The organism is Falsiroseomonas stagni DSM 19981, assembly GCF_900114315.1.
GTDB classification, from domain to species: Bacteria; Pseudomonadota; Alphaproteobacteria; order Acetobacterales; family Acetobacteraceae; genus Falsiroseomonas; species Falsiroseomonas stagni.
On sequence record NZ_FOSQ01000016.1, the window covers coordinates 43,000 to 66,508 of the forward strand.

Annotated in this window: 25 protein-coding genes; 14 read left to right on the forward strand and 11 right to left on the reverse strand. The window is 71.2% G+C overall.

Annotated elements, in window-relative coordinates; genetic code table 11:
* Window positions 1-24 precede the first annotated feature (24 nt).
* The 3 genes from BM041_RS26160 to BM041_RS26170 all read left to right on the forward strand — a co-directional run bounded on the left by BM041_RS26160 (window position 25) and on the right by BM041_RS26170 (window position 2,509).
* Complete coding sequence (locus BM041_RS26160) at window positions 25-819, forward strand: 3-hydroxybutyrate dehydrogenase (protein WP_092962866.1); 795 nt, start codon at window positions 25-27, stop codon at window positions 817-819.
* Window positions 820-853: 34 nt separating this feature from the next.
* Window positions 854-1,963 (forward strand): patatin-like phospholipase family protein, encoded by a 1,110-nt coding sequence (locus tag BM041_RS26165; RefSeq protein WP_092962867.1) that lies wholly within the window; start codon window positions 854-856, stop codon window positions 1,961-1,963.
* A gap of 171 nt (window positions 1,964-2,134) precedes the next feature.
* Window positions 2,135-2,509 carry a hypothetical protein gene (locus BM041_RS26170; protein ID WP_092962868.1) on the forward strand — a complete coding sequence of 125 codons (375 nt, stop codon included), beginning with the start codon at window positions 2,135-2,137 and terminating at the stop codon, window positions 2,507-2,509.
* A 1-nt stretch (window position 2,510) separates the two neighbouring features.
* Here BM041_RS26170 and BM041_RS26175 read toward each other — a convergent pair whose 3' ends face one another.
* The 6 genes from BM041_RS26175 to BM041_RS26200 are packed head-to-tail and all read right to left on the reverse strand — an operon-like array spanning window position 2,511 to window position 7,788.
* Window positions 2,511-3,683 (reverse strand): zinc-dependent alcohol dehydrogenase, encoded by a 1,173-nt coding sequence (locus BM041_RS26175; protein WP_092962869.1) that lies wholly within the window; start codon window positions 3,681-3,683, stop codon window positions 2,511-2,513.
* Window positions 3,684-3,742: 59 nt separating this feature from the next.
* A complete protein-coding gene (locus BM041_RS26180; protein WP_092962870.1) occupies window positions 3,743-4,123 on the reverse strand; it encodes a DUF3293 domain-containing protein in 381 nt (126 codons plus the stop codon).
* Entirely contained in the window at window positions 4,120-5,304 is a 1,185-nt protein-coding gene (locus BM041_RS26185) for a class I SAM-dependent rRNA methyltransferase (protein WP_092962871.1), read from the reverse strand. Before BM041_RS26185 ends, BM041_RS26180 begins: the two co-directional genes overlap by 4 nt.
* Window positions 5,305-5,323: 19 nt before the next feature.
* Window positions 5,324-6,214, reverse strand: coding sequence for a DMT family transporter (locus tag BM041_RS26190; RefSeq protein ID WP_092962872.1), 891 nt, complete (start codon window positions 6,212-6,214; stop codon window positions 5,324-5,326).
* 52 nt (window positions 6,215-6,266) lie between these two features.
* Complete coding sequence (locus BM041_RS26195; protein WP_092962873.1) at window positions 6,267-6,941, reverse strand: hypothetical protein; 675 nt, start codon at window positions 6,939-6,941, stop codon at window positions 6,267-6,269.
* A gap of 58 nt (window positions 6,942-6,999) precedes the next feature.
* Entirely contained in the window at window positions 7,000-7,788 is a 789-nt protein-coding gene (locus BM041_RS26200; RefSeq protein WP_092962874.1) for an aldolase, read from the reverse strand.
* A 68-nt stretch (window positions 7,789-7,856) separates the two neighbouring features.
* Here BM041_RS26200 and BM041_RS26205 point away from each other — a divergent pair, with 68 nt between their 5' ends.
* The 3 genes from BM041_RS26205 (at window position 7,857) to BM041_RS26215 (ending at window position 11,083) form a co-directional block, all read left to right on the forward strand.
* Window positions 7,857-8,450 carry a peroxidase-related enzyme gene (locus tag BM041_RS26205; RefSeq protein ID WP_092962875.1) on the forward strand — a complete coding sequence of 198 codons (594 nt, stop codon included), beginning with the start codon at window positions 7,857-7,859 and terminating at the stop codon, window positions 8,448-8,450.
* A gap of 339 nt (window positions 8,451-8,789) precedes the next feature.
* Complete coding sequence (locus BM041_RS26210; RefSeq protein ID WP_092962876.1) at window positions 8,790-10,037, forward strand: Zn-dependent hydrolase; 1,248 nt, start codon at window positions 8,790-8,792, stop codon at window positions 10,035-10,037.
* 164 nt (window positions 10,038-10,201) lie between these two features.
* A complete protein-coding gene (locus BM041_RS26215) occupies window positions 10,202-11,083 on the forward strand; it encodes a coiled-coil domain-containing protein (protein WP_092962877.1) in 882 nt (293 codons plus the stop codon).
* A gap of 66 nt (window positions 11,084-11,149) precedes the next feature.
* Here the strand turns inward: BM041_RS26215 and BM041_RS26220 are convergent, their stop codons facing one another.
* Window positions 11,150-11,875, reverse strand: a complete 726-nt coding sequence (locus tag BM041_RS26220) for a VIT1/CCC1 transporter family protein (RefSeq protein ID WP_245762278.1) — start codon at window positions 11,873-11,875, stop codon at window positions 11,150-11,152.
* 121 nt (window positions 11,876-11,996) lie between these two features.
* Between BM041_RS26220 and BM041_RS26225 the strand changes: the two genes are divergently transcribed.
* The 4 genes from BM041_RS26225 to gap all read left to right on the forward strand — a co-directional run bounded on the left by BM041_RS26225 (window position 11,997) and on the right by gap (window position 17,318).
* The gene (locus BM041_RS26225; protein ID WP_092962879.1) at window positions 11,997-13,022 is read left to right on the forward strand and encodes an alpha/beta hydrolase family protein; all 1,026 of its coding nucleotides are present in this window, start codon (window positions 11,997-11,999) and stop codon (window positions 13,020-13,022) included.
* A 39-nt stretch (window positions 13,023-13,061) separates the two neighbouring features.
* Window positions 13,062-14,141 carry a calcium:proton antiporter gene (locus BM041_RS26230; RefSeq protein WP_092962880.1) on the forward strand — a complete coding sequence of 360 codons (1,080 nt, stop codon included), beginning with the start codon at window positions 13,062-13,064 and terminating at the stop codon, window positions 14,139-14,141.
* Window positions 14,142-14,329: 188 nt separating this feature from the next.
* Window positions 14,330-16,273 carry a transketolase gene (tkt, locus tag BM041_RS26235; protein ID WP_092962942.1) on the forward strand — a complete coding sequence of 648 codons (1,944 nt, stop codon included), beginning with the start codon at window positions 14,330-14,332 and terminating at the stop codon, window positions 16,271-16,273.
* A 22-nt stretch (window positions 16,274-16,295) separates the two neighbouring features.
* Window positions 16,296-17,318 carry a type I glyceraldehyde-3-phosphate dehydrogenase gene (gene gap / locus BM041_RS26240; protein WP_092962881.1) on the forward strand — a complete coding sequence of 341 codons (1,023 nt, stop codon included), beginning with the start codon at window positions 16,296-16,298 and terminating at the stop codon, window positions 17,316-17,318.
* Between the two features lie 71 nt (window positions 17,319-17,389).
* On the opposite strand, the gene BM041_RS26245 is transcribed toward gap, so the two are convergent.
* Entirely contained in the window at window positions 17,390-17,776 is a 387-nt protein-coding gene (locus BM041_RS26245) for a DUF6636 domain-containing protein (protein WP_092962882.1), read from the reverse strand.
* Between the two features lie 33 nt (window positions 17,777-17,809).
* Here BM041_RS26245 and BM041_RS26250 point away from each other — a divergent pair, with 33 nt between their 5' ends.
* From BM041_RS26250 to BM041_RS26265, 4 genes are all read left to right on the forward strand, one after another.
* Window positions 17,810-19,012 carry a phosphoglycerate kinase gene (locus tag BM041_RS26250; protein WP_092962943.1) on the forward strand — a complete coding sequence of 401 codons (1,203 nt, stop codon included), beginning with the start codon at window positions 17,810-17,812 and terminating at the stop codon, window positions 19,010-19,012.
* Between the two features lie 190 nt (window positions 19,013-19,202).
* Window positions 19,203-19,409 (forward strand): hypothetical protein, encoded by a 207-nt coding sequence (locus tag BM041_RS26255; RefSeq protein ID WP_092962883.1) that lies wholly within the window; start codon window positions 19,203-19,205, stop codon window positions 19,407-19,409.
* Between the two features lie 157 nt (window positions 19,410-19,566).
* Window positions 19,567-20,121 (forward strand): NUDIX hydrolase, encoded by a 555-nt coding sequence (locus BM041_RS26260; RefSeq protein ID WP_092962884.1) that lies wholly within the window; start codon window positions 19,567-19,569, stop codon window positions 20,119-20,121.
* Window positions 20,118-20,591, forward strand: a complete 474-nt coding sequence (locus tag BM041_RS26265; RefSeq protein ID WP_092962885.1) for a hypothetical protein — start codon at window positions 20,118-20,120, stop codon at window positions 20,589-20,591. Before BM041_RS26260 ends, BM041_RS26265 begins: the two co-directional genes overlap by 4 nt.
* Here the strand turns inward: BM041_RS26265 and BM041_RS26270 are convergent, their stop codons facing one another.
* From BM041_RS26270 to BM041_RS26280, 3 genes are read right to left on the reverse strand one after another with little or no spacing between them, the layout of a single operon-like run.
* The gene (locus tag BM041_RS26270; RefSeq protein WP_092962886.1) at window positions 20,592-21,599 is read right to left on the reverse strand and encodes a transporter substrate-binding domain-containing protein; all 1,008 of its coding nucleotides are present in this window, start codon (window positions 21,597-21,599) and stop codon (window positions 20,592-20,594) included. It lies immediately after the preceding gene.
* 16 nt (window positions 21,600-21,615) lie between these two features.
* A complete protein-coding gene (locus BM041_RS26275) occupies window positions 21,616-22,644 on the reverse strand; it encodes a transporter substrate-binding domain-containing protein (protein WP_092962887.1) in 1,029 nt (342 codons plus the stop codon).
* A 10-nt stretch (window positions 22,645-22,654) separates the two neighbouring features.
* Window positions 22,655-23,464 carry a DUF4189 domain-containing protein gene (locus tag BM041_RS26280; protein WP_092962888.1) on the reverse strand — a complete coding sequence of 270 codons (810 nt, stop codon included), beginning with the start codon at window positions 23,462-23,464 and terminating at the stop codon, window positions 22,655-22,657.
* Between the last annotated feature and the right edge of the window lie 45 nt (window positions 23,465-23,509).

Sequence of the window (23,509 nt, forward strand, 5' to 3'; positions counted from 1 at the left end):
ATCAGATTGAGGAAGGATCGACCCATGACGAGGAAGCTGGAGGGCCGCGTGGCCCTGGTGACGGGTTCGACCTCCGGCATCGGCCTTGCCATCGCGCTGGCCTATGCGGCAGAGGGTGCGAAGGTGATGCTGAACGGCTTCGGCAAGCCGGAAGCCATCGCCGAGGCCCGCGCCAAGGTCGGCGCCGCCATGGGCGTGGCGGAGGCGCCCTATTCCGCCGCCGACATGTCGAAGCCCGCCGAGATCCGCGCCATGGTCGCGGAATGCCAGGCGACGCTGGGGTCGCTCGACATCCTCGTGAACAATGCCGGTATCCAGCATGTCTCCCCGGTCGAGGATTTCCCGGAGGAGCAGTTCGACCGCATCATCGCGATCAACTTCACCTCCAACTTCCACGCCATCAAGGCGGCGCTGCCGGGGATGAAGGCGCGCGGCTTCGGCCGCATCATCAACGTCGCCAGCGCCCACGGCCTGGTCGCGAGCCCCTTCAAGACGGCGTATGTCTCCGCCAAGCATGCCGTGGTCGGCCTGACGAAGTCGGTGGCGCTGGAAGTCGCGCGCACCCCCGTCACCTGCAACGCCATCTGCCCCGGCTTCGTCCGCACGCCGCTGGCCGAAGCGCAGGTCGCGCCGCTGGCCGCCAAGCACAACGTGTCGGAGGAGGTCGCGCTGACCGACTTCCTGCTGGAACGCCAGCCCAACAAGCGCTGGGTGGAGGTGGAGGAGATCGCGGAGGGCGCGCTCTACCTCGCCGGCCCCAACAGCGGCTCCATCAACGGCATGTCGCTCAGCATCGATGGCGGCTGGGTAGCGCAGTGAAGCCAACCAGGCCCCCGCTTCGGCGCCCTTCCCCATGATCGAGGGTGAGTTCAGGAAGGAGGCGGCCGACACCCTGGCCGCCCCCGGCGCCACCCAGGCGCCCAAGCCCAATATCCGCCCGCAGCGCGCCACGCGCCGCATCAACCTGGCGCTGCAGGGCGGCGGCACCCACGGCGCCTTCACCTGGGGCGTACTGGAACGGCTGCTGGAGGATGAGCGGCTGGAGTTCGAGGCCGTCTCCGGCACCTCCGCCGGCGCGGTCAATGCCGTGGTCTTCGTGCAGGGCCTCTGCGAAGGCGGGCGGGAGGGCGCGATCGCCGCGCTCGACCGCTTCTGGCGCGGCGCCGCCGCCCGGATGGCCGTCAGCCCCTTGCAGAACACGCCGATCGAGAAGGCGATCTGGGGCCATGACCTCACCTGGTCCTTCGCCTACCAGGCCTTCGAGACGCTGACCCGCGTCCTGTCGCCCTACCAGATGAATCCCACGCCCTACGACTTCAACCCGCTGCGCCAGGTGCTGGAGGAAGCGGTGGACCCCGCCGTGCTCTGTCACGGCAACGGGCCGAAGCTCTTCATCTCCGCAACCTCCGTCCGCACCGGCAAGCCGCGGGTATTTTCCAAGGAGGAGGTGACGGTCGACACCATCCTCGCCTCCGCCTGCCTGCCGCAATTCTTCAAGGCGGTGGAGATCGATGGCGAGCCGTTCTGGGATGGCGGCTACCTCGGCAATCCCGCGCTCTGGCCGCTCTACGAACAGGGCGGGCCGCCCGACATCGTGCTGGTGCAACTGAACCCCATCGTGCGGGACGAATTGCCGACGCGCCCGACCGAGATCGTGAACCGCCTGAACGAGATCAGCTTCAACGCCTCCCTCATGGCGGAAATGCGCGCCATCGACTTCGTCCAGCGCCTGCTGGATGCCGGCCGGCTGGAACAGCCGCGCTACCGGCGCCTGTTCATCCACTGCATCGAGGATGAGCCGCGCATGCGCGAATTCCGCCTCTCCACCAAGCTGAACGGGGATTGGGAATTCCTCTCCACGCTGAAGCGCTACGGAAGGGAAGCCGCGGATCTCTGGCTCGCCACGCATTTCGACAAGCTGGGCAAGGAGAGCAGCGTCGATATCCGGGAACGGTTCCTCTGAGGCATCTCCTATCACCGCCATAGGCAGCGCCGCCTCCCTTCGATTTCTTCCACTCCCTGCCTGCAACGAAGGCAATCCCTATCGCCCCCACAGGCGCTTCGGATTGGAAGCGCGCCGCCCGCCCGGGCTTCATCACCGCATCGAGGAACGATGCGGAGAGGAGCTTCGGCGATGGACAGAACCGCCCCCCAGGCCTGGGCCTGCGAGCCCGAGGAACCGCCCCCCTTCAGCCGCTGGCGCACCGGCCCCCTACACACGCGCCTCCGCGCCCGCGATCCCGTCCGCCTCTGGCACCCCGGCGATGGCGACCTCCGCCTGACGGAGGCCGATGGGGTGGAGACGCTGCAACTCGACGATACCGGCTGGACCCTGGCGCAGATCCTCGACGCCATCGTGCTGGAGCCGCGCAGCGCGAAGCCCGAGGCGAGCATCGGCGCTGTCGATGTCCAGCGCGTCTGCGGCCGCCTCACCATCGGGCGGGAGACGATCCGCTTCCGCGGCATCCTGCGGATCGTCGTCGGCGGCTGGTCGCTCTACAAGCGATGACCTACGGCGTCAGCACCACCTTGATGCAGCCATCCTTCTTGTCGCGGAAGGTGTCGTAGGCCGCGGGGCCTTCCTCCAGCGGCAGGCGGTGCGTGATGACGAAGCTCGGATCGATCTCGCCCTTGTCGATCCGGTCCAGCAGCGGCTGGAGGAAGCGCTGCGCGTGGGTCTGCCCCATGCGCATCGTCAGCCCCTTGCCGAAGGCGGCGCCCATCGGGAATTTGTCGGGGAAGCCGACATAGACGCCGGGGACGGAGACGGTGCCGCCCTTGCGGCAGCAATGGATGGCCTGGCGCAGCGCATGGATGCGGTCCGTCGTCAGCCCCACCGCCGCCTTCGCCTTGTCCATCATCGCATCCATGCTGCCGAGGCCATGCGATTCCGCCCCCACGGCATCGATGCAGACATCGGGGCCACGGCCCTTGGTCATCACCTGCAACTGGTCGTGGACGTCGAGCTTGGTGAAGTCGATCACCTCCGCCTTGCCCTGCATCCGCGCCATCTCCAGCCGTTCCGGCACACGGTCGATGGCGATGACGCGCCCGGCGCCGAGCAGCCAGGCGGAGATGATCGCCATCTGCCCCACCGGCCCGCAGCCCCAGACGGCAACGGTATCGCCGGGCTGGATGTTGCCCTGCTCCGCCGCCTGCCAGCCCGTCGGCAGGATGTCCGACAGGAACAGCACTTTCTCATCCGGCTGGTCGCTGCGCACCACCACCGGCCCGACATCGGCATGCGGCACCCGCAGGTACTGCGCCTGCCCGCCGGGATAGCCGCCATAGAGATGCGAGTAGCCGAACAGCCCCGCCCCCGCCTGGCCCTGCAATTCCGCCAGCGCCGCGGCATCGGGGTTGGTCGTGTCGCAGCAGGAGAACAGCGACTTCTCGCAGAAGAAGCAGGATCCGCAGGCGATGACGAAGGGCACCACCACGCGGTCCCCCTTCTTCAGCCGCGTGACCTCCGGCCCCACTTCCTCGACGATGCCCATGGGCTCATGGCCCATGATATCGCCCGCCTTCATCATCGGCACGTAGCCGTCATACAGATGCAGGTCGCTGCCGCAGATCGCGGTGGCGGTGACGCGGATGATGGCGTCGCCCGGCTGCTCGATCCGCGGATCGGGCACCGTATCCACCCGCATGTCGCCCTTGCCGTGCCAGCAGATCGCCCGCATCGCCGTTCTCCTTCGTGGTCGGAGGGGCAACGGGGGGTGGCGCGCGGGGTTGCGCGCCGTTACGCGGCCAGCAGCCGCGCGGGTCGGCCGCGTTCGACCATGACGATGGCGTGCTGGCGGAACCGCCGGGCGAGGCCCTGCAGCCGCGCCGGTTCCCCTTCCACCAGCAGGTGATGCTCCGCCCAGGCGCGGCCCCTGCCCCAGCCCTCGCCGATCACACGAACGGCCACCGCCTCGCGCAGCCGGTCCTGCATGCGGTCGTTCCAGCCCCAGGGCATGGCGCGGCTCAGGGGGTTCCAGGCCGTGATGAAGCCCGCCCGCCGCACCCCGTGCCGCGCCAGCAGCGCATCCAGGGCAGGCGACCGGCGGCCGATCCGCGCCACCGCGCCCTCGGCCTCATAGGCGGTCGCGCGGAAGGCGCGGATCAGCCGGGCATTCATGCGAGGTGCAGCAGAAGCCCCTTCAGATACGCGCTCTCCGGCAGCGCCGGATGCACGGGATGGTCGGGCCCCGCGCCGACACTCGCCAGGATCCGGGCCTCCCGCCGCGCCTTGTGCACGCCCCAGGTCACGGCCTCCGCGAAATCGGGCGGGGCGACGTGGTGGGAGCAGGAGGCGATGAACAGGATGCCGTCCGGCGAAACGAGCCCCGCCGCCAGCCGCGCCAGCTTGGCATAGCCGCGCAGCGCCGCCGGCTGGTCCTTCCGCGTCTTGGCGAAGGCAGGCGGGTCCGTCACCACCACCTCGAAGCGCCGGCCGCTGGCGGCCATCTTCTCCAGGTGGTCCAGCGCCTCCGCCTTCAGCGCCGTCACGCGGTCTCCGAACCCCGCCAGCCGCGCGGCCTGCATCGCCAGGTCCAGCGCATGCTCGCTGCGGTCCAGCAGCGTGACTTCGCGCGCCCCCGCCGCCGCGGCGGCCAGGCCGAAGCCGCCGGTGTGGCAGAAGGCGTCCAGCATCGTCCGCCCGGCGCAGAAGCGCGCGACCATGGCGCGGTTGGCGCGCTGGTCGAAGAACCAGCCGGTCTTCTGCCCGCCCAGCAGGTCCACCGGGAAGCGAAGCCCCGATTCCTCGACCGTCGCGGTGCCGTCGCTGCCATGCAGCAGCGTCACCGCCTCCTCCATCCCTTCCAGCTTCCTCACCGCGCTGTCGTTGCGCGCCACCACCAGCCGGGGGTCGAACAAATCCCGCAGCGCGGCCAGGATATGCGGCGTCGCCGCCTCCATCCCCGCCGTGTTGGCCTGCATCGCGACGGAATCGCCGTAGCGGTCGATGATCAGGCCCGGCAGCCCATCGGCCTCCGCATGCACCAGGCGGTAGAAGGGCGTGTCGAACATCCGGTCGCGCAGCGCCAGGCAGGCGCCGATCCGCGCCCTGTACCAGGCCGCGTCGCAGGCCGCGTCGGGGCTGGCATCCAGGCGGCGCGCCGCGATCAGGCTGTGCGGGTTGAAATGCCAGGCGCCATGCTTCTGCCCGTCATCGCCTTCCAGCCGCACCACGATGCCGGGCGGCAGGGCGCGCAGCGCCGGGGACATGGCGATCTCGTTGGAGAAGGCCCAAGGGTGCCCCGCCTTCACGCGGCGGTCGCCGCCCGGGGCCAGGCGGATCAGGGGACGGTCTGTCATGGGGGGCGTAATGCCCCGATCAGCCCCGCACCGCCAGCACCACGCCGCTGACCGTCAGGGACAGCGCCAGCACCTCCCGCAGCCCCAGCGGCTCCCCCAGGATCAGCGCGGCACTCACCACCCCCACCACCGGCGTCAGCAGCGTGCCCGCCGCGGCGGCGGAGGCCGGCAGCCGCCGCAGCGTTCCGAACCACGCCAGGTAACACAGCCCCAGCGGCCCGATGCCCCCATAGAGGATCAGCAGCCACCCCTGCGTCGTCACCGCCGGGAAGTCCGGCCGCTCCACCAGCAGCGCGCCCAGCAGCAGCGGCAGCGTCCCCAGTCCCATCTGCCAGATCACGGAGGATGCCGGCGGCAGCCCCAGCGGCCAGCGCTTCGTCACCACCGTGCCGAGCGAGAACAGGATCGCCCCCGTCAGCGCGAAGCCGACGCCGGGCAGCTTGCCCATCCCGGCCTCCACCCCCTGCGCCAGCACCAGCACCGCGAGCCCCGTGAGCCCGACGCCGAGCGCCAGCAGGCGCCGCGCCGTCAGCCTCTCCCCCAGCACCAGCCAGGCGAAGATAGAGGCCCAGACCGGCATGGTGTAGCAGACGATCGTCGCCTCCCCCGCCGCCAGCCAGACCAGGGAGAAGGAGGCCAGGCCCATCCAGGCCGTCACGTTCAGGAGCGACGCGCCGATCAGCCGCGGCCAGAGCCCCCGCGGCACCGCCAGCGATTCGCCCCGCCAGCGCGCGATCGCCGCCAGCAGGCCGATGCCGACCAGCGCGCAGATGACGCGCATGGAAAAGGGCGGCACCTCCACTAGCAGCAGCTTCATGGCCGGCCAGTTGAAGCCCCAGCCCGTGACGGTGGCCAGCAGCAGCAGCAGCCCGACGGGATCTGGACGCGCGGCGGGGCTGGCTGGGGGCATCCGATACCCTTAGCCCGCGCATCCCCGCGCCGGAACCCGGCGGCGCCGCCGGCTACATCCCCGGCCGCCCGCCATCCCCCACGCTGGTGCCGCGCGGCGGCGGCACAGGGCCCGTGGGCATGGCCCGCACCGCATCGATGCCGACATCGCAGTTCAGGTCGAGTTCGTCGCTGGACGATTCGCGCGGCCTGAAGCTCAGGTAGCCGAAGTGATCCTCGCAGCGGGATGCGTGGCGGCGGCGCAACTCATGGAACAGGTTGTCCGGCGTATCCAGGCCGGGGATCTCCCGCCCCACCAGCCCGGCCGTGGCGAAGGCAAGGGCCGCATGGCTGGCGCAGTTCCAGCCGACCAGGCTGAAGCTGCCGGGACGCGACCGCATCGCCCGCCAGGCGCCCACGAAGCGCGCCTGCTCCGCCGCCGTCACCCGGATCAGCAGGACGCCCGAGACCACGTTCCTGGCGGTCGCATCCGCCAGGTTCACGTACCAGGGGCGGTAGGAGGCGAAGGCCGCGAAGCCATAGACCTGGCCCGGCACGTCCATGCCCAGCGTCCCCCGATCCTCCGTCGCCGCATCGACGAAGAAGCCGACCGGCGCGCCGGAGGGCATGATGACATCGGCATGCCCCTCGCCCGGCGGGGGCACGCCGCGGGCCGTCTTGTGGCGGACGACCAGGGCGATGCTGCCCCGGTTCGGAAAGGGCAGGCTGCTGCTGGCGCCGAATGTCATGCTTCCTCCGCCACACGTCTTCAGGGTATTTCCCGAAGCTCAGCAACCGGAGGTAATCTCAGTCAAGAAAATCCGGTTCCTCGCGGGACAGGATCCGCTTCACGCTCTCCAGCGCCAGGCGGGCGCTCTCCCGGTCCCCTTCCCGCATCTGCGCGGCCGTCTTGGCGGCGATGTCGGGGCGGACCTGCTTCAGGGGCCGGCCGGTGGACAGCGCCAGGCGCTGCGCCTCCGCCGCGCGTTCCAGGTAGTACAGGTCGTCCCACGCCTCCGCGATGGTCGGCCCCACCACCATCACGCCGTGGTTCTTCATGAAGACGATGTCGGCATCCCCGATGGAGGCCGCGATGCGGTCGCCCTCATCGGTGTCGAGTGCGAGGCCGTTGTAGTCCTCGTCCACCACCGTCCGGCCCAGGAACTTCAGCGCGGATTGCCCGGCGAAGAGCAGGGGCGGCCCCTCCGTCATCGCCAGCGCCGTCGCATTCGGCATGTGGGTGTGGAAGGCCGCCTTCGCGCGCGGGACGTTCTTGTGGATGCGGGCATGGATGAAGAAGGCCGTCGCCTCCGGCACGCCGTCGCCGGCAATCACGTTGCCCTCGAAGTCGCAGATCAGCAGGCGGGATGCCGTGACCTCGCTGAACGCCCAGCCATAGGGGTTCACCAGGAACAGGTCATCGCGGCCGGGCACGACGAAGGAGAAGTGGTTGCAGATGCCCTCATGCAGGCCAAGCCGCGCCGCCATGCGGAAACAGGCGGCCAGATCCACCCGCGCCTGCCGTACCGCATCGGCGTCCAGCGCCGTATTCCGCAGCACAGCAGGCGCCGCTGCGCCGCCAAGGGCATGGGCCATGGGGGGTTCCTCCGCGTTACGGCCCCATGCATCGCAAGCCGGCACCGATCCGGCAAGGAGGACACAGCATGACCACCCCGATCAGCGCCTTCCCGATCCCCGACATCGCCACCCTGCCCGATGACCTCCGCGCCCGCATCCTGGCGGTGCAGGAGAAATCGGGCTTCGTGCCCAACATCTTCCTGGCGCTGGCCTGGCGGCCCGAGGAATTCCGCGCCTTCATGGCCTATCACGACGCCCTGATGAACAAGCGGGAAGGGCTGCCCGCCGCGGAGCGGCAAAGTCTTACAGCCGCGGAGCGGGAGATGATCGTCGTCGCGATCTCCGCCGCCAACCAGTGCCAATATTGCGTGGTGGCGCATGGCGCCATCCTGCGCGTCCGCGCCAAGGACCCCGCGATCAGCGAGCTGGTCGGCGCGAATTGGCGGAAGGCCCCCCTCACCCCGCGCGGCCGCGCCATCCTGGCCTTCGCCACGAAGGTCGCGGCGGAAGCGCACCTGGTGACGGAGGCCGACCGGGCGGCGCTGCGCGATGCCGGGCTGACCCAGGACGAGGCCTGGGACGTCGCCGCCATCGCCGCCTTCTTCTCCATGTCGAACCGCCTGGCCAATGCGATCGACCTGAAGCCCAATGCCGAGTTCCAGGCGATCGGGCGCGCCTAGGCCAGGCTGCGGCATACGCCCATCTTCGGGTCCTAGGAGGTCGAAGGGGGAGCGCTGCTCCCCCTTCACCCCCTCGCCAAGGGCCAGCGGGCCCTTGGAACCCAGGCCATTGACGATGGTCCAGGGGGCTCTGCCCCCCACATCTCCAGGAAGGGGCGGATGGGGCGCGGGGAAGGCAGCGCCTACCCCGCATCACCAGCGCCCCCATCCCCTTGTCCGTGCTGACAAAACCCTCCCGCGATCGAAGCGTGACCCCGACAGGGACGGCGGGGAGAGAGGGTTGGGTCAGCGGGCCACCCCAGGATAAGGTCCGCCCCGACCACGCAGGGACCGGAATGCATGAGCGGCAGCAACCAGCGGATCGACGGCCAGCGCCTGTGGGACGGCCTGATGGCCATGGCGCGCCACGGCGCCACGCCGAAGGGCGGCGTCCGGCGCCTGACGCTGACCGCCATCGATCAGGCCGCGCGCGACGATTTCCGCGCGCAATGCGAGGCGCTGGGCCTGACGGTGCGCGTGGACGCCATCGGCAACATGTTCGCGCGGCGAGAGGGCCGCGAGCCCACGCGCCTGCCGGTCCTCTTCGGCTCCCACCTCGACAGCCAGCCCAGTGGCGGGAAATTCGATGGCGCGCTCGGCGTGATGGCGGGGCTGGAGGTGATGCGCACGCTGCACGACCTCGGCATCACCACCGAGGCGCCGCTGGAGCTGGTGAACTGGACGGATGAGGAAGGCAGCCGCTTCGGCCTCAGCCTGATGGGCAGCGGCACCTGGGCGGGCGTCTATCCCATCCAGCGCAGCTACGCCCTCAAGGACATCGATGGCGTGACGGTCGAATCCGCCCTCCAGGGGATCGGCTACCAGGGCACGCAGCCCGCCGAGCCCTTCCCCGCCGACAGCTATTTCGAACTCCACATCGAACAGGGCCCGATCCTGGAGAAGGAAGGCGCGCGCATCGGCATCGTCACCGGCGCGCAGGCGCAGGTCTGGTGGGATGCGCGCATCACCGGCCAGGACAGCCATGCCGGCACCACGCCCCCCTATGCCCGCCGCGATGCGCTGGTGGCGGCCGCGCAGGTCATCACCCTGGTGGACCGCCTGATGCGCAACCATGGCGATGACGGCCGCGGCACCGTCGGATTCCTCAAGGTCGAGCCCAACAGCCGCAACGTCATCCCGGGCGAGGTCAGCTTCAGCATCGAATTCCGCCACCCCGACAGCGCCGCCATCGCGGCGCTGGCGCGCGACTTCCCGGCGATGGCGCAGGCCGCGGTCACCCCCACCGGCTGCACCCTCGAACTCACGCCGGTCCTGCACTATGATGCGCAACCCTTCGATGCCGATTGCGTCGCGCTGGTCGAAGCGGCCGCGCAGCGCCTCGGCCACCCCGCGCGCCGGATCGTCTCCGGCGCCGGTCACGACGCCGTCTATGTCGCCCGCCGGATGCCCGCCGCCATGATCTTCACCCCCTGCAAGGACGGCCTGTCCCACAACGAGGCCGAGAGCATCGAGCCGGAGGAGGCCGAGGCGGGTTGCCAGGTGCTATTCGAGGCGGTGGTCGCCCGCGCCAACCGGAGCCTGGTCTGATGCCCGGCCGTGGCAAGGGCCGGCGGGGAACCCCGCCGCGGGGCAGGCCCACCGCGCCGGCGCGCCCTGCCGTACCCGTGAAGGGCCCCAACCCTTCCGTGAGTGGCACGGCCGCACCGCCCATGTCTTCTTCCCTCCCAGACAGCAGCGAGCGACGCACCCCCATGAACCCGACGCTGAACCCGATGCTCTGGCCGCGCCCGGCGCAGATCGCATCCGGCCTCCTTCTCCTCCTCGCCCTGTCGGGCTGGGTCGTCGCCATCGGCCGCGGCGGCGACATCCGGGACGCCAACGCCCGCGCCCGCGCCCAGCAGGACCAGCGCACGAGCATCGAGGCGACGCTGGCCGAGGAACGCCGCGCCAATGGCGACCTGGCGGCGATCCGCACCCGCGCCCAGCAGGCGGAAGCCGCCCGCGTGCAGGCGGAAGCCGCACGGGCCGACGCGGAGAGCCGCACCGCCGCCCTGCGCACGGATCTGGAGGCCCGGACGCGGGAGGCCGAGGCCGCGACCGCGCGCACCGGCGAACTCAGCCGGGGCATCCAGGCGGCGGAGCAGGAACTCGCCCGCCGCACCGAAGCCGCCCGCGCCGCGGAAGCCGATCAGGCGCGCCTCGCCGCCAGCCGCGACAGCACGGCGGAGGCGCTCCGCGCCCTCGAAGCCCGCCTCGCCAGCCTGACGGCCGAGAATGCCCGCGCCACGGCGGCGGCCGGGGAGGCGCAGGCCCGCCTTTCCACCCTTCGCACCGAAGCGCAGCAGGCCGAGCAGCAGCGCGACGAACGCCGCCAGGCGGCCGCGGGCGCCCAGGCCGAGGTCGCGCGCCTGGCCGCCGGCGCACAGGACCAGGAACGCCGCCTCGCCACGCTGCGGGACCAGGCCCAGGCGGCCGATGCGGCGCTGGAGGCACGCCGCCGAAGCGTGGCGGAGGCCGAGGACCGCGTCCGCGCCGGCGAGGCGACGCTGGCGCGCCTGCAGCAATCCATCGCGGAGGCGGAGCAGCGGCTGCGGGAGGCGGAGCAGCGCGCCACCGCGCCGGCGCCGAACTGAGAGGCACCGAACTGAGGGGTGGGGCGCTGAACCCCATCCCCGAGCGCCTGGACGGCCTGCGTCGGGCTACGCCACCAGGCGCCCGACGAACCAGGCCGCCGCGGCCACGGCCGCACCGATGCCGATCGCCTGCACCGCCCCCACAGCCGCCGGCAGGCCCTTCGCCTGCGCCCGCACGGCGCCCAGGCCCAGCATCGCCAGCCCGGTCATCACGGCGGAGGCCAGCAGCGGCCGGTCGCCCACCATGAAGGGCAGCAGCGGCACCAGCCCCGCCAGCGCCCCGCCCCCGCCCATCGCCAGCGCGGATCGCGCGGCGCGGAAGGGATCGGGCTCGCTCAGGTCGAGTTCGAACCGCATCATGAAGTCCACCCATTTGCGTCGGTCGGCCGCGATCGCCTCCACCGCCTGGCGCAGCACATCGCCCTTCACGCCGTAGCGGTGCAGGATCGCCGCCACCTCCCAGCGCTCCCGGTCGGGGTAGAGGTGGCTCTCCTCCTCCTCCCGCCCCCGCTCCAGCGCGTAATGCGCCGCTTCCTCCCGCGCCGTGACCCAGCCGCCCAGCGCCGCGGCCAGCGAGGACGCCGCCACGGCGGCCAGCCCGGCGGTGACGATCACGCCCGAAGACGCCCCCGCCCCGGCCAGCGCGACCGACAGCGCGAAGGGCAGGGCCAGTCCCTGGGACGCGCCCAGCACCAGGTCCCGCCCCGTGCCATCCTGCGCGAAATGGCGCTCCTCATGCGGCGGGCCGGGCGGCATGGGCGGCAGGCCGTCGCGCGACGGCTCGGCAAGCACGGGTGGGTTCAAGACATCCTGCATCGGCCGACACTACAGGCCCGCGCCACCCGCCGTCACGCCCTTCCCGTGCCCCGCACGGCTCTGGCATGGTTCGAGAAACCCAAGGAGGGAACTGCAAATGCGTCGCATCGCCATCGCCGCGCTGCTGGCCTGCACACTGGCCGCGGAAGCGCCGGCCCAGCCCCTCCAGGTCCGGGAAATCGGCAGCCTGCATGTCGGCGGCCGCATCGCGGAGATCAGCGGCCTGCCGGAGCAGGAGATCACCTTCAGCCCCGGCGCGCCGCCCTTGCGCATCAACCCCAACGGCCAGTTCCAGGTGGAGCAGATGTACGCCCAGTATGTCCGCCTGGCGGAGCCCCGCGCGCGCTATCCCCTGATCCTCGCCCATGGCGGCGGCCTGACCGGCGTGACCTATGAGACGACGCCGGATGGAAGGCCCGGCTGGCAGATGGCGTTCCTGCGCGCCGGCCATGATGTCTTCGTGACCGATGCGGTGGAACGCGGCCGGTCCGGCTGGGCGCGCTTCCCCCAGGTGTTCCCGGGCGAACCCGTCTTCCGCACCATGGGCGAAGGCTGGGGGCTGTTCCGCGTGGGCCCTGGCGATGGCTGGAACATCGACCCCGCGCAGCGCCGCGCCTTCCCGGACAGCCGCTTCCCGACCGGCGCCTGGAACCAGTTCATGATGCAGGCCGTGCCGCGCTGGGTGACGACGGACCGCCAGATCCAGGCGGGCTACGATGCCCTTGTCCAGCAGATCTGCCCCTGCGTGCTGCTGGTGCACAGCCAGGGCGGCAATTTCGGCTTCCGCGCCGCGCTCAACGCGCCGGACAAGGTGCGCGCCGTGATCGCCGTCGAACCCTCCGGCGCGCCGCCCGAAAGCCAGGACGCGGCGGCGCTGAAGGAGATCCCGCACCTGGTGGTCTGGGGCGACTACACCTCGGAAAACCCCTTCTGGCAGCGCATCCGGTCCAACATTGATCGCTGGCAGGCGCAGATCCGCGCGGTGGGGGGCGTGGCGGATACGCTCGACATGCCGGCGGAAGGCGTGCGCGGCAACAGCCACATGATCATGATGGACACCAACAGCGACGACGTGGCCGCGCGCATCAACACCTGGTTGGAACGGCGCGGGCTGGTTCGATAGCGGGTTGTCACAGCCGGCGCGGTCCTTCACAGGACGCGCATGGCCTCGTCCCCTCACGCCCCCCTTCCCGCCTGGTCCTGGATCTTCCCCGCCGTCGCCGGCGGCCTGCTGGCCGCCTTCTTCGGCGCCGGCGGCTGGATGGCGCTGCCCATGGCCCTCGTCCTCGGCGGCACCGTCTTCGCCGCCGTCCACCATGCGGAAGTCGTGGCCACCCGGGTGGGGGAGCCCTTCGGCACCCTGATCCTCGCCATCGCGGTCACGGTGATCGAGGTCGCGCTGATCGTCTCCCTGATGATCTCGGACCCCGTGGACCAGGCCGCGCTGGCGCGGGATACGCTGTTCGCCGCGGTGATGATCGTGCTGAACCTGCTGGTGGGCCTCTGCCTGCTGCTGGGCGGCGCGCGGCACCACGAACAGGGCTTCCAGGCGCGCAGCGCCTCCGCCTTCCTCTCCGTCATCGTCGTGCTGGCGACGCTGGTGCTGGTGGTGCCCAACACCACGATCAGCACGGAAGGCCCGGTGCTGACCGGGGCGCAGATGGCCTTCGTCGGCGTCGCCGCCTTCGGGCTCTACACCGTCTTCGTCTTCGTCCAGACGCTGCGCCACCGCGACTACTTCCTGCCGGAGGATGACAGCGAAGGCGCGCATGCCGCGGCCCCCTCGCTCCGCGCCACCTGGATCGCGCTCGGCCTGCTCGGCCTGTCGCTGGTGGCGGTGGTGCTGCTGGCGAAGTCGCTGACGCCTTCCGTGACGGCGGGGCTGGATTCGGTGGGCGCGCCGGCGGCGGCCGTCGGCGTGGTCATCGCCTGCCTGATCCTGATGCCCGAATCCGTCGCGGCGCTGCGCGCCGCGCGGGCCAACCGGCTGCAGACCGCGCTGAACCTGGCGCTCGGCTCCGTCCTCGCCTGCATCGGGCTGACGGTGCCCTGCGTGGTGGCGCTGGCGCTGATCCTCGATCAGCCGCTGATCCTGGGCCTGCCGCCCTCCGGCATGGTGCTGCTGGCGGCGACCTTCATGGTCTCGATCCTGACGCTCGGCGCCGGGCGGACCACGGTGCTGCAAGGGGCGGTCCACCTGACGCTGGGGCTGGCCTGGCTGTTCCTGGTCTTCGTCCCCTAGGACAAGCCCGGTTGCCGCTGGGCGCCCCCCCCTTTATAGGGTCGGCGCCCGCGAAGGCCCCCCCCGCGCACGAGGTTTCCTTTCCCTTGGCCAGCATCGAACCCGAGACCCAGCAACGCGCGGAGCCGACCCCGGCCCAGGCCGCCCAGGCCCTGTTGCTCGCCCGTCCCGCGACGGAGGAGCGCCGCATGGCCGACGCCATCCGCGCGCTGGCGATCGATGCGGTGGAACAGGCGAAGTCCGGCCACCCCGGCATGCCGATGGGCATGGCCGATGTCGCCACCGTCCTCTTCACCCGCTTCCTGAAATACGACGCGGCCGATCCCCGCTGGCCGGACCGGGACCGCTTCGTCCTCTCCGCCGGCCACGGCTCCATGCTCCTCTACGCGCTGCTGCACCTCACCGGTGCCGGCATGGGCATCGAGGATCTGAAGAAGTTCCGGCAGCTCCACTCCCCCGCCGCCGGCCATCCCGAATATGGCGAGCATCCGGGGATCGAGACCACCACCGGCCCGCTCGGCCAGGGCATCGCGACCGCGGTCGGCATGGCGCTGGCCGAACGCATGCTGGCCGCCCGCTTCGGCAAGTCCCTGGTCGATCACCGCACCTGGGTCATCGCCTCCGACGGCGACCTGATGGAGGGCATCAGCCATGAGGCCGCGTCCTACGCCGGCCACATGAAGCTGGACCGCCTTTGTGTCCTGTACGACGACAACAACATCTCGATCGATGGCGATACGTCGATCTCGCTGTCGGATGACGCGCTGAAGCGGTTCCAGGCCTATGGCTGGGCGACGCGCCGCGTCGATGGGCATGACCATGAACAGGTGGCCTCCGCCATGGCCTGGGCCATGCGCAGCCGCAAGCCGACCCTGATCGCCTGCCGCACCATCATCGGCTTCGCCGCCCCCACCAAGGCCGGCACCGCCGCCAGCCATGGCAGCCCGCTGGGTGCCCAGGAAGCCGCCGCCGCCAAGGCCGCGATGGGCTGGAACCACGCGCCGTTCGAGGTGCCGGAAGGCATCAAGGAACGCTGGGAAGCCGCCGGCCGCCGTGGCGCGGGCACCCGCCGCTCCTGGCTCAAGCGCCTGGCCAACCATGCCAGCCGGGAGGAGTTCGACCGCGCCATGGCCGGCCGCCTGCCGGAATCCTGGCATGAGCCGCTAGCGGCGCTCCGCGCCAAGCATGCCGAGGACAAGCCCAAGATCGCGACCCGCATCGCCAGCCAGAAGGCCCTGGAAGCCCTGGTGCCGGCGGTGCCGGAGATGGTGGGCGGCTCCGCCGACCTCACGGGATCGAACAACACCAACGTCAAGGGCATCCCCGCCATCAGCCCCGGCAACTTCGCCGGCCGCTATGTCCATTGGGGCGTGCGCGAACACGGCATGGCGGCCGCGATGAACGGGATGGCGCTGCATGGCGGCATCATCCCCTATTCCGGCACCTTCCTCGTGTTTGCCGACTACCTGCGCCCCGCACTCCGCCTGGCCGCCCTCATGCGTCAGCGCGTCATCCACGTCCTGACGCATGACAGCATCGGCCTGGGCGAGGACGGCCCGACGCACCAGCCGGTGGAGACGCTGGCCTCGCTCCGCGCCATCCCGAATGTCTGCGTCTTCCGCCCGGCCGATGCGCTGGAAACGGCGGAGTGCTGGGAACTCGCGGTCAAGCGCGCCGATGGCCCCTCGGTCCTCGCCCTGACGCGCCAGAACCTGCCGGCGCTCCGCACCGACAGCGGGGAGAACCGCTCCTCCCGCGGCGGCTATGTCCTCGCGGAAGCCAGCGGCGAACGCCGCGCGACGCTGATCGCGACGGGGTCGGAAGTCAGCCTCGCCATGGCCGCGCGCGAAGCGCTGGAGGCCGATGGCGTGCCCACCGCCGTGGTCTCGCTCCCGTGCTGGGAACTCTTCGCCCTCCAGGACGAAGTGTATCGCAGCCAGGTGCTCGGCACCGCGCTGCGCGTGGGCATCGAGGCCGCGCTCCCCTTCGGCTGGGACCGCTGGCTCGGGCCGGAGGGCATCTTCATCGGCATGCAGGGCTTCGGCGCCAGCGCGCCGGCGGAAGACCTGTTCCGCCATTTCGGCATCACCGCGGAGGCCACGGTGGCCGCCGTGAAGAAGCGACTGGGTTGATCAAGGAAGGGGAGATCGGGTTATGGCAGTGAAGGTCGCCATCAACGGCTTCGGGCGCATCGGCCGCCTGGTGCTGCGCGCGATGATCGAGAGCAACCGCACGGATGTCGAGTGCGTCGCGATCAATGACCTCGGCAGCGTCGAGGCCAACGCCCACCTGTTCCGCTACGACAGCGTGCATGGCCGCTTCCCCGGCGAGGTTGCCGTGGACGGCAACAAGATCATCATCACCGCGAATGGCCGCACCTATGCGCCGATCGTGGTGAGCGCGGAGCGCGACCCGACCAAGGTTCCCTTCCAGGGCGTCGACGTCGCCATGGAATGCACCGGCATCTTCACCAGCAAGGAAAAGGCCAGCGCGCTGATCACCGCGGGTGCGCGCAAGGTCGTCATCTCCGCCCCCGGCGACAATGCCGACGCGACCATCGTCTATGGCGTGAACCACCAGACGCTGACGAAGGAGATGACGGTCATCTCCAACGCCTCCTGCACCACCAACTGCCTGGCGCCCATCGCCAAGGTGCTGCACGACAATTTCGGCATCCTCCGCGGCTACATGGTGACGATCCACGCCTACACGGGCGACCAGAACACGGTCGATACGCTGCACAAGGACCTGCACCGCGCCCGCGCGGCCGCCGTCTCCGCCATCCCGACCTCGACGGGTGCCGCGAAGGCCGTGGGCCTGGTGATGCCGGAGCTGAAGGGCAAGCTGGACGGCACCGCCATCCGGATCCCGACGCCGAACGTCTCCCTCGTCAGCCTGGACTTCGTGCCCGCGAAGACCGAGGGCCTGACTAAGGAAGCCATCAACGCCGTGATGAAGGCGGCCTCCGAGAGCGGCCCGCTGAAGGGCATCCTCGGCTACAACACCGCGCCGCTGGTCAGCATCGACTTCAACCACGACCCGCACAGCAGCACCTTCGACGCCACCCAGACCCAGGTGGTCGATGGCGGCCTGGTCCGCGTGATGTCCTGGTACGACAATGAATGGGGCTTCTCGAACCGCATGTCGGACACGGCGGCGCTGTTCGGCAGCCTGTAACGACCAAGCCCCCGCCCTTCTCCCTCCCCCGCTCTGCGGGGGAGGGAGAAGGGCGGGGGTCTGCATACCCCTCAGAACCTGTCGAGCCGGGCGCGGGAGAGTTCGAACCCCCGCGCCTCCGCATTGCTGCACCGAAGCCCCGCCTGGCTGGAGGCGCACACCACCCCCGCGCCGCGCCAGGTCGCGCCATAGCCCAGCACCGGCACCGTGCGGCTGACGATCAGGTCGCCCGCGCAGAGCACGGCCGATGGCCCCCGCGCCGCCAGCCCATAGGCGTGCCCCCAGTCGCTGTCGCATTCCGCCGGCGCAGGCGGGCGGGGGAAGCTGAAATTCACGATTTCGCACCGGACCGCCCCCTCCCACACCTCGCAGCGGATATTGCCGGACGGCAACTGGAAGCCCGGCTGGGCCGATGCTAGGACCGGAAACAGACCGAAAACCGCGATCCATCGGATCATTCGTCACCCCGTAGCGCTTCTCTCGGCAGGATGATCGCCCCCATGAGCTTCAAAACCATTGATGCGCTGGAACCCGCCGGCAAGCGCGTGCTGCTGCGCGCCGATTTGAACGTGCCCGTGCGCGACGGCCGCATCACGGACCGCACGCGGATCGAACGCCTGGCGCCGACCATCAAGGAACTGTCGGACAAGGGCGCGCGCGTGATCGTGTGCAGCCATTTCGACCGGCCCAAGGGCAAGCGCGTGCCGGAGATGTCGCTGAAGCCGATGCAGGAAGCGCTGGCCGCCGCGCTCGGCCGCCCCGTCGCCTTCGCCGATGACTGCGTGGGCCCGGAGGCCGAGGCCGCCGTCGCCGCCCTGGCCGATGGCGATGTGCTGCTGCTGGAGAACACCCGCTACCACGCGGGAGAGGAGAAGAACGATCCCGGCCTCTCCGCCGGCCTGGCGAAGCTCGGCGACGTCTTCGTGAACGACGCCTTCTCCGCCGCCCACCGCGCCCACAGCTCGACCGAAGGCGTCGCCCGCCTGCTGCCGGCCTATGCGGGCAGGCTGATGGAGGCGGAGCTGAAGGCGCTGGACGCGGCGCTCGGCAACCCCGCCCGCCCCGTCGTCGCCATCGTCGGCGGCGCCAAGATCAGCACCAAGCTCGACCTGCTCGGCAACCTCACGGGCAAGGTGAATGTGCTGGTCATCGGCGGCGCCATGGCCAACACCTTCCTGGCCGCCCAGGGCCACAGCATGGGCAAGTCGCTGCAGGAGGCGGAGATGCACGACACCGCCCGCACCATCCTGGCGGAAGCCGCCGCCAAGGGCTGCGAGATCCTGCTGCCCGTGGACCTCGTCGTCGCCGGGGAGTTCAAGGCCAATGCCCCCTCCCGCACCGTCGCGATCGACCGGGTGCCGGACGACATGATGGCCCTCGATGTCGGGCTCGACACGGTGGCGATGGTGGAGGACCGGCTGCGTTCCGCCTCCACCCTGGTCTGGAACGGCCCCTTCGGCGCCTTCGAGATCCCGCCCTTCGACACCGCGACGGTCGCCGTGGCGCAGACGGTCGCAAGCCTCACCGCCTCCTCCGGGCTGAAGTCCATCGCCGGCGGGGGCGACACCGTCTCCGCGCTGCGCCATGCCGGGGTGATGGAGCGGATGACCTATGTCTCCTCCGCCGGCGGCGCCTTCCTGGAATGGCTGGAAGGCAAGACGCTGCCGGGCGTGGCGGCGCTGGAGCAAGGCTGAGCCCGCTCAAGGCTGAGTCAGGCCGACATTTTCCGACAATCTTCACGCTTTCTGAAGATTTGTTGGGGTTGCTACCGGAAGTTGCTGGACCGTTAACGGCGGGGGGGGCCACGCTCCCCCCATGCGCATCGTCCGTCCCATCGCCGCGAATTCCTCTGGCCGCTTTACGAAGCGTTCAGACCTCCGCCCCATGGTGGTTCGCATGATCAGCATGAACTCCCTGGCCGCCTTCACGGCGGAAGTCTCGCGGATGCCGGGCCTCGCGCAGGTCCGTGGCGTCACCGGCCAGCAGGGCCAGACCGGCACTGCCGAACCGCAGCAGCGCAAGCTGGAATCCCTGCCAGCCATGCCCGCCGCCCCCACGCCGCGCGGATCGCTCCTCGACCTTCGCGTCTGACGCGCCGCGCCCGAAGCGGGTGACGCCAGCGGCATGATGCCCAGGCCGGTGCCGGGCGCGAAGCCGTGCCGCCGTCGCGCGCGAATCTGAACGGGCGTACCATTTCCGAGTCGCCGAACAGCTTGCCCCCGGCGCGCCGCGGGGCCACCCTTCGGCCATGTCCAGCACCGCCACCCGCTTCGTCCGTCGGACCCCGGAAGGGGAGGACCGCGAACGCCTGACCTGCGCGGATTGCGGCTACATCGCCTACGAAAATCCGAAGATCGTCACCGGCTCCGTCGTCGTCGTCGATGGCAAGGTGATGCTCTGCCGCCGCGCCATCGAACCCCGCCGCGGCTTCTGGACCATCCCCGCCGGCTACATGGAGCTGGACGAGACGGTGGAGGAAGCCGCGATGCGGGAGGCGCGGGAGGAAGCCTGCGCCGACCTCGCGCTGGACGGCATCCTGGCGGTCTATTCCATCGCCCGCATCGGCCAGGTGCAGGTCCTGTTCCGCGCCCGCCTCGCCTCCCCGGGCTTCGCGCCGGGCGTCGAAAGCCTGGAAGTCCGGCTCTTCGACTGGAATGAGATCCCCTGGGGCGACCTCGCCTTCCCCTCCGTCCACTGGGTCCTGAAGGCGTGGCGGGAGGTGGGGGACGGCCCGCTCGGCGCCCCCCGCACCAACCCGGTGGAAGACAGCCGCGGCACCGGCGGCCTGGCGGAGGGATCATGAGGCCACCCCTTCCCATCCTGCTGGCCGCGCTGCTGAGCCTGCCCGCCGCCGCCCAGGGCACGCCCGCCACCACGACCGATACCATCATCCTGCCCCGCGCGACGGTGACGCGCCCCGTCACGCCCCAGCCGACCGTCAGCCGCCCGCAGGCACCCAAGCCCCAGGTCGCGCGCCCCGAACGCCCCCGCGTCGCGCGGCCGGCGCAGCCCCTGCCCGCGCCGCCGCCGCCCGCACCGCCCGTGCTGACCCCCTATGCCGGCTGGGATGCCGCCCCGGTGCCGAACCGGGCGATCGAGGCCCCGCCCGACCGCTTCGCCCGCCCGCCGCGCCCGACCCTGGAACCCGCGATCATCGAGCCCCAATGGCGACACCGCGGCTTCACCTTCGGCCGCGAACACGCGCCCGACCGCAGCGAGCGCCTGTTCAACGAAATCGCCCCGGGCGCGCGGCTGCGCATCCCGCTGGACTGATCAGCGCATCGGCACCGGATACAGCAGGCCGCCGCGGTCATAGAGCTGGTTGAGCCCCCGGACGAGCCCGATCGGCGATCCGCCGCCGAGGTTGCGCTCATACATCTCGGCATAATTGCCGACCTGCGTGACCACGCGGAACATCCAGTCATCCGGCAGGCCGAGCGGCGCGCCCAGCCCCGGCAGGCCGCCCAGCAGCCGCCGGATGCGCGGCGGCCCGCTGTCGCGCAGCGTGGCGGCATTGGCGGAGGTGATGCCCATCGCCTCCGCCTCGATCAGCGCGTTCACCGTCCAGAAGGCGATCTGCTCCCACTGCCGGTCGCCATCCCGCACGAAGGGGCCGAGCGGCTCCCGGCTGATGACATCGGGCAGCATCACATGCTCCGCCGTGCCGAAGCGCGTCGCCACCAGCCCGGCCAGCGGCACCATGTCCGCGCTCAGCGCCGCGCAGCGCCCCTCCCCAAAGGCCGCCAGCAATTCGGCCAGCGTCGGCAGGGCGAGCGGCGTGATGGCGATGCCCGCCCGCTTCGCCGCATCGGCCAGCGACTGTTCATTGGTGGAACCCGCGGTCACGCAGACGGTCCGGCCGGCCAGGCCGGCCAGGTCCTCGATCCCCGACGCGCGCCGCACCACGAAGCCCTGGCCGTCGAACACCGTGACGCCGGCCGCCGCCAGGCCCATCGCGGTGTCGCGCATCATCGTCTGGGTGGCGGCGCGGGCCACCAGGTCCACGCGCCCGGCGGCGGTGGCGGCCAGGCTGTCCGCCATGCTGCCGGGCACGAAGCGGACCTTGCCCGCATCCCCCAGCGCCGCCGCCGCCACGGCACGGCAGGTATCGGCATCGATCCCCGCCATCCGGCCATCCGCCCCCGCCACGGCGAAGCCGGGCAGGCCGGTATGGACGGCGCAGAGCACCTCCCCCCGCGCGCGCACGGCATCGAGGGTGGAGGGCTGCGCCGCGGCGGCGAGCGGGAGGCCCATCATCAGGGTCGCGATCAGCTTGCGCATGGCGTCGTCCTCCGCGTCAGCGCAACGGCATCGGGTAGTGCAGCCCGCCGCGGTTCCAATTGTCGTTCAACCCGCGGTCCAGGCCGAAGGGGCTGCCGGCGCCCAGGCTGCGGTCGAACACCTCGGCATAGTTGCCGACCTGCGCGATCACCTGCAGCGCCCAATCCTCCGCCAGGCCCAGCGCGGCGCCGATCCCCGGCTCCACCCCCAGCAGCCGCCACAGCGCAGGTTCGTTGCGCTGCATCACCGCCACCAGGTTGCTGCTCGCCGCCTCCAGCTCCTCCGCCTCCAGCATCGCCTGCAGCGTCCAGAAGACGATCGCGCGCCAGGCCGGATCGCCGGCGCGGACGAAGGGGCCGAGCGGCTCCCGCGTCACGACCGTGGTCAGCACCCGGAACCCCGCGGGGTTCGCGAGGTCGCTGATCCGCCGGACCATGAGCTGGGAGGCATCGGACGCAGCCGCGTCGCATTCCCCGGCCTCCAGCGCCCGCACCATGGCCGTGCCATCCGCCGATTCCGTGATGGCGAGCCCGGTGCCCAGCGCCGCTTCCAGCGCCTCCCGCGTCGCCGCGCCGCCGGCGGCGCTGATGCAGAGGCGCCGTCCCGCGAGGTCTCCCGGCAGGGTGACCGCCGACGCCGCCGGCACCAGGAAGCCGAGCCCGTCGAAATAGAGCGTCCCGGCCGAGGCGACGCCGCGCCCCGCTTCCCGCGAATAGAGCCGGGTGGCGTTGCGGGCGACGAGGTCCGCGCCACCGGCCTCCAGCGTCCCCAGCGCCTCGGCCACCGTGGTGACGGTCGCGAAGCGCACCTTCCCCGCATCGCCCAGCGCCGCCGCCGCGACGGCCCGGCAGAAATCGGCATCGAGGCCGCGCATCGCGCCCCCCGCATCGGCGGCGGAGAAGCCGGGCAGGCTGCCATTGACGATGCAGCGCACCTCGCCGCGCGCCCGGATCTCGGTCAGCGTCGGGCTCACGGGCTGTGCCGCCGCGGTTTGTGCGGTGGCAGACAGGGCCAGCAGCAGGGCGGCAAGGACAGGGCGGATCATGGCAGGGTCCTCAGCAGCCGGTGGCGACGACGCGGCAGGTGGACCCGCCCGGCAGGCGCCGGCAGGAATCGAGCGCCGCCGCTTCCGCCGCCTGCGCCGTTTCCGCCGTCGCGGTCAGGTTGCGGTTCAGCACCATGGTGCTGAGGTCGCCGGTCATCGCCACGGCGTTGGGGTGGCGCGATACCGCCTGCACCAGCGCGCCGCAGCGATTGACGATCTCCTCCACGAATTTGCAGGGCACCCGGCCGGCCATGGTCTGGCAGGACCGCACGGCCTGGGTGTTCACCGCCAGGCGATCCGCGCCGCCATTGCCGAAGCCCCAGGCGGCCATCGGCGCGTCGGTCGCATAGATGGCGCCGAAGCGGCTGCCCGGCGGTGGCGCGGCGGATGGCCCGGTGGAGACGCCCCGCCCATCGCCCGACGCCACCGCGGCCTGCGCCGTGCCGATCGCCTGGAAGCAGGGGCCGGACTCGATCCCGCCCGTGGTGGCGCCGCACACGGCCAGCCGGGGGCGCGCATTGCGCTGCGCCGGCAGGGCCATGCGGTACATCGCCCCTTCCCGGCAGCGGCTGTCCCAATAGGCGGTGCGGGCTGCATCGAAGCCGGAGAAGGCGATGGCGCTGATGGCCTGGCATCCGGCCGCGCTGCCGGTGATGAAGCGGAACACCTCCGCCCGCCGCGCCGTCTCCTCCATCCCCGCAAGCTGGTCATGCAGCGGGTTGCCGGTCTGCGCCCTTGCCCCGGCAACCGGCAGGACCAGGGCGATGAACCCGGACAGCAGCGCGAGGCGAACCCCGCACAACGACAGGAGTCGGAGCATGAGATGGCACTCCCCTGGCGATTGAACTCTCGCCTGACGCGAATA